Origin of the sequence: Microcystis sp. LSC13-02 (assembly GCA_002282935.1) — a bacterium.
In the GTDB taxonomy this organism is placed as follows: Bacteria; Cyanobacteriota; Cyanobacteriia; order Cyanobacteriales; family Microcystaceae; genus Microcystis.
On record MTBT01000042.1, the window covers coordinates 1 to 3943 of the forward strand.

Genomic DNA, 3943 nt, shown 5'->3' on the forward strand with positions numbered 1-3943 from the left:
AATAAAGTTTCGGTACTATCTACATTACAAGAGATTGTTAAATTAGCAGCTACCGCTAATTCTCTCGCAGAATTTAAGCAGTCTTTGGCAAGAATCCAATAATCTTATCCTAATATCTAGAAAACGGGTTTCTTTGAGAAACCCGTTTTCTGTAAATTTTTGTTATAGAAACCTTGAAAAATTCGGGATTCTTTGCATAAAATAGTCGCATTAATCTTTTTCGGTTAACGTCATGACTTCTACCCTGTTGCCGAGCTTTCCTGCTGTTGACGATGTTTTGTTCAATTTTGCTCAATCTGATGGCTTGAGTCAAGCTAATCAGGTGGATAGTGCGAGAAATCAGCGTTTAACCGCTACTGTGGTTTTCCTCGATGCTGGTGTTACCGATTATCAAAGTCTCCAAGCTGGAGTAATTCCAGAAGTCGCTACCGTTATTCTCTCTCCCAATCAAGACGGAATCGAACAAATATCCGCTTTTTTACAACAAAATCCCCAGATTACCACCATTCACCTGGTTTCCCATGGTGCGCCGGGGTGCTTATATTTAGGAAATTGTCAACTTAATTTAACAAATATTTACGATTACCGCCAACAGTTACAGAATTGGGCAAAGATTAATCATATCCTACTGTACGGTTGTCAGGTCGCGGCGGGAGATGCCGGGACAGAGTTTATTAATAAATTGTCCCAAATTACTGGCGCGAAAATAGCGGCTTCTAGCAGACGGGTAGGAAATGCAGCCTTGGGAGGAAGTTGGGAGTTAGAGGTGAGTTTTCCGGCGATAAAGGGAGAGAATCAAACCTTTATTGAAACCTTAGATTTGTCGGATTTGCAGACATCTGGGGTTTTTCAGCCGAATATACTCAACACCTATCCCGGAGTATTTGCCCTCACATTAGTAGGAGTATGGGATAGATTAAGCAATGCCAATGCGGTAACAATAGTCGGTAACTATGCTTATGCTGTGGGGGACACTCTGGAGATTATTGATATTAGTAATCCCAGTAACCCGATTTTCAAGGGGAATTATGATAATACTTCTGGCTTTGCTTTTGATGTACAAATAGTCGGTAACTATGCCTATGTCGCTGATTGGAATTCAGGACTACAAATCATCGACATCAGCAACCCGACAAACCCCAGTCTCAAGGGTAATTATGATACTTCTGGCACTGCTTTAGGTGTACAAGTAGTCGGTAACTATGCCTATCTCGCTGATTCTTGGTCAGGACTGCAAATCATCGACATTAGCAACCCGACCAACCCCACTCTCAAGGGTAATTATGATACTCCTAGCAGTGCTTGGGATGTACAAATAGTCGGTAACTATGCTTATGTCGCTGATTGGGATTCAGGACTACAAATCATCGACATCAGCAACCCGACAAATCCCACTTTCAAGGGTAATTATAATACTTCTGGCTATGCTCGGGATGTAGAAGTAGTCGGTAACTATGCTTATGTAGCTGATGATACTTCAGGACTGCAAATCATCGACATCAGCAACCCCACTAACCCTACTCTCAAGGGTAATTATGATACTCCTGGCAGTGCTGAGGGTGTTCAAGTAGTCGGTAACTATGCTTATGTAGCTGATTGGAATTCAGGACTGCAAATAATCGACATCAGCAACCCAACAAACCCCACTCTCAAGGGTAATTATGATACTTCTGGCGGTGCTGAGGATGTACAAATAGTCGGTAACTATGCCTATCTCGCTGATTCTTGGTCAGGACTGCAAATCATCGACATTAGCAACCCATCAACCCCCACCTTCAAGGGCAATTATGATACTTCTGGCGATGCTAGGGATGTGCAAATAGTCGGTAACTATGCTTACGTAGCTGATGATGATTCAGGACTGCAAATCATCGATATCAGCAACCCCGCTACACCTACTCTTAAGGGTAATTATGATACTTCTGGCAATGCTACGGATGTGCAAGTAGTCGGTAAATATGCTTACGTAGCTGATAAGAATTCAGGACTGCAAATCATCGACATCAGCAACCCTGTTGCACCTACTCTTAAGGGTAATTATAATACTTCTGGCTATGCTGAGGATGTGCAAATAGTCGGTAACTATGCTTACGTAGCTGATTGGACTTCAGGACTGCAAATCATCGACATCAGCAACCCCGCAACACCTACTCTTAAGGGTAATTATGATACTTCTGGTGCTGCTCAGGGTGTGCAAATAGTCGGTAACTATGCTTACGTAGCTGATGATTATTCAGGACTGCAAATCATCGACATCAGCAACCCCGCTACACCTACTTTTAAGGGTAATTATGATACTTCTGGCAATGCTAATGGTGTGCAAATAGTCGGTAACTATGCTTACGTAGCTGATGCTTATTCAGGACTGCAAATCATCGACATCAGCAACCCAACAAACCCCACTCTCAAGGGTAATTATGATACTTCTGGCTATGCTGAGGGTGTACAAATAGTCGGCAACTATGCTTATGTGGCTGATTCGGATTCAGGACTGCAAATCATCGACATCAGCAACCCCGCTACACCTACTTTTAAGGGTAATTATGATACTTCTGGCAATGCTTGGGATGTGCAAATAGTCGGTAACTATGCTTACGTAGCTGATAGGGAGGGTGGCTTGCAGATTCTTGATGTTAGTGAGTTTACCAGTCCACAAACTGTTACTCTTGCTATTTCTCCCAGTAGTGTTAGTGAAGACGGGACAGCTAATATGGCCTATACCTTCACCCGTAGCGGAGTAACCACTAATGCTTTAACGGTTAACTATACAGTCGGGGGGACAGCTACTTTTAGCACAGACTACACCCAAAGCGGTGCAGCAACTTTCACCAGTACCACCGGGACAGTGACTTTCGCTGCTAATGCTACCACTGCTAAAGTCACAATAGACCCCACTGCTGACACAACTGTTGAAAACAATGAAACCGTCGCTTTAACTCTTGCTGCCGGGACAGGTTATACAGTTGGGACCACCACTCCAGTGACGGGGACGATTAATAATGACGATGTTGCTTTTACCATTGCTGCCGCCAGCAGCAGTCGAACCGAGGGCAACAGTGGCAGCAAAGCCTTTACCTTCACCGTCACTCGTTCTGGCAATACCACCGGAACCAATAACATCACTTGGGCAGTTACCGGCACGGGAACCAATCCCGCCAACGCTGCCGATTTTGTCGGGGGATTGTTACCATCAGGAACCGTGAGTTTTGCCCTGGGGGAAACCTCAAAAGTAATTACTGTTAATGTCCAGGGAGATACAACGGTAGAACCGAACGAAAACTTTACTGTCACCCTCTCCAATCCCACCAACGGAGCTACTCTCGACACTCCATCTACGGCAACCGTGACTATTGTTGACGACGACGGCTCCGTTCCTTTTTTAGTAGATATCCGTCCCGGTGCCTTTAGCTCCTACCCCAAAAATCTGACAGCAGTGGGCAACACCCTGTACTTCATCGCCGATGACAACGTTAACGGTTATGAATTGTGGAAGAGCGACGGCACGGTAGCTGGTACAGTTGCGGTGGCCGACATCCGCTCCGCCGGCAGTCTAACGGCAGTGGGCAATACCCTGTTCTTTACCGCCCGTGACGGCCTTAACGGTCGGGAATTATGGAAAAGCGACGGCACGGCGGCCGGTACGGTTCTGGTCAAAGATATTGTTCCTGGTTCCTCTAGCTCCTTCCCCCAAAATCTGACAGCCCTGGGCAATACCCTGTTCTTCACTGCCGGCCAGAGGGAATTATGGAAGAGCGACGGTACAGCGGCCGGCACAGTTCTGGTCAAGGATCTTAACCTGCCTTACTCTAGCCCCAGCAATCTAACGGTAGTGGGCAATACCCTGTTCTTCGATGCCACTGACGGCGTTGACGGTCGGGAATTGTGGAGGAGCGACGGCACGGCGGCGGGTACAGTTTTGGTCAAAGATATCAACCCCGGTTTC

Annotated in this window: 1 protein-coding gene; it reads left to right on the forward strand. The window is 45.9% G+C overall.

Annotated elements, in window-relative coordinates; translation table 11 throughout:
• Positions 1 to 232 precede the first annotated feature (232 nt).
• On the forward strand, positions 233 to 3943 hold a 3711-nt coding region (locus tag BGL89_RS02625; protein WP_286824292.1), incomplete at its 3' end, for an ELWxxDGT repeat protein.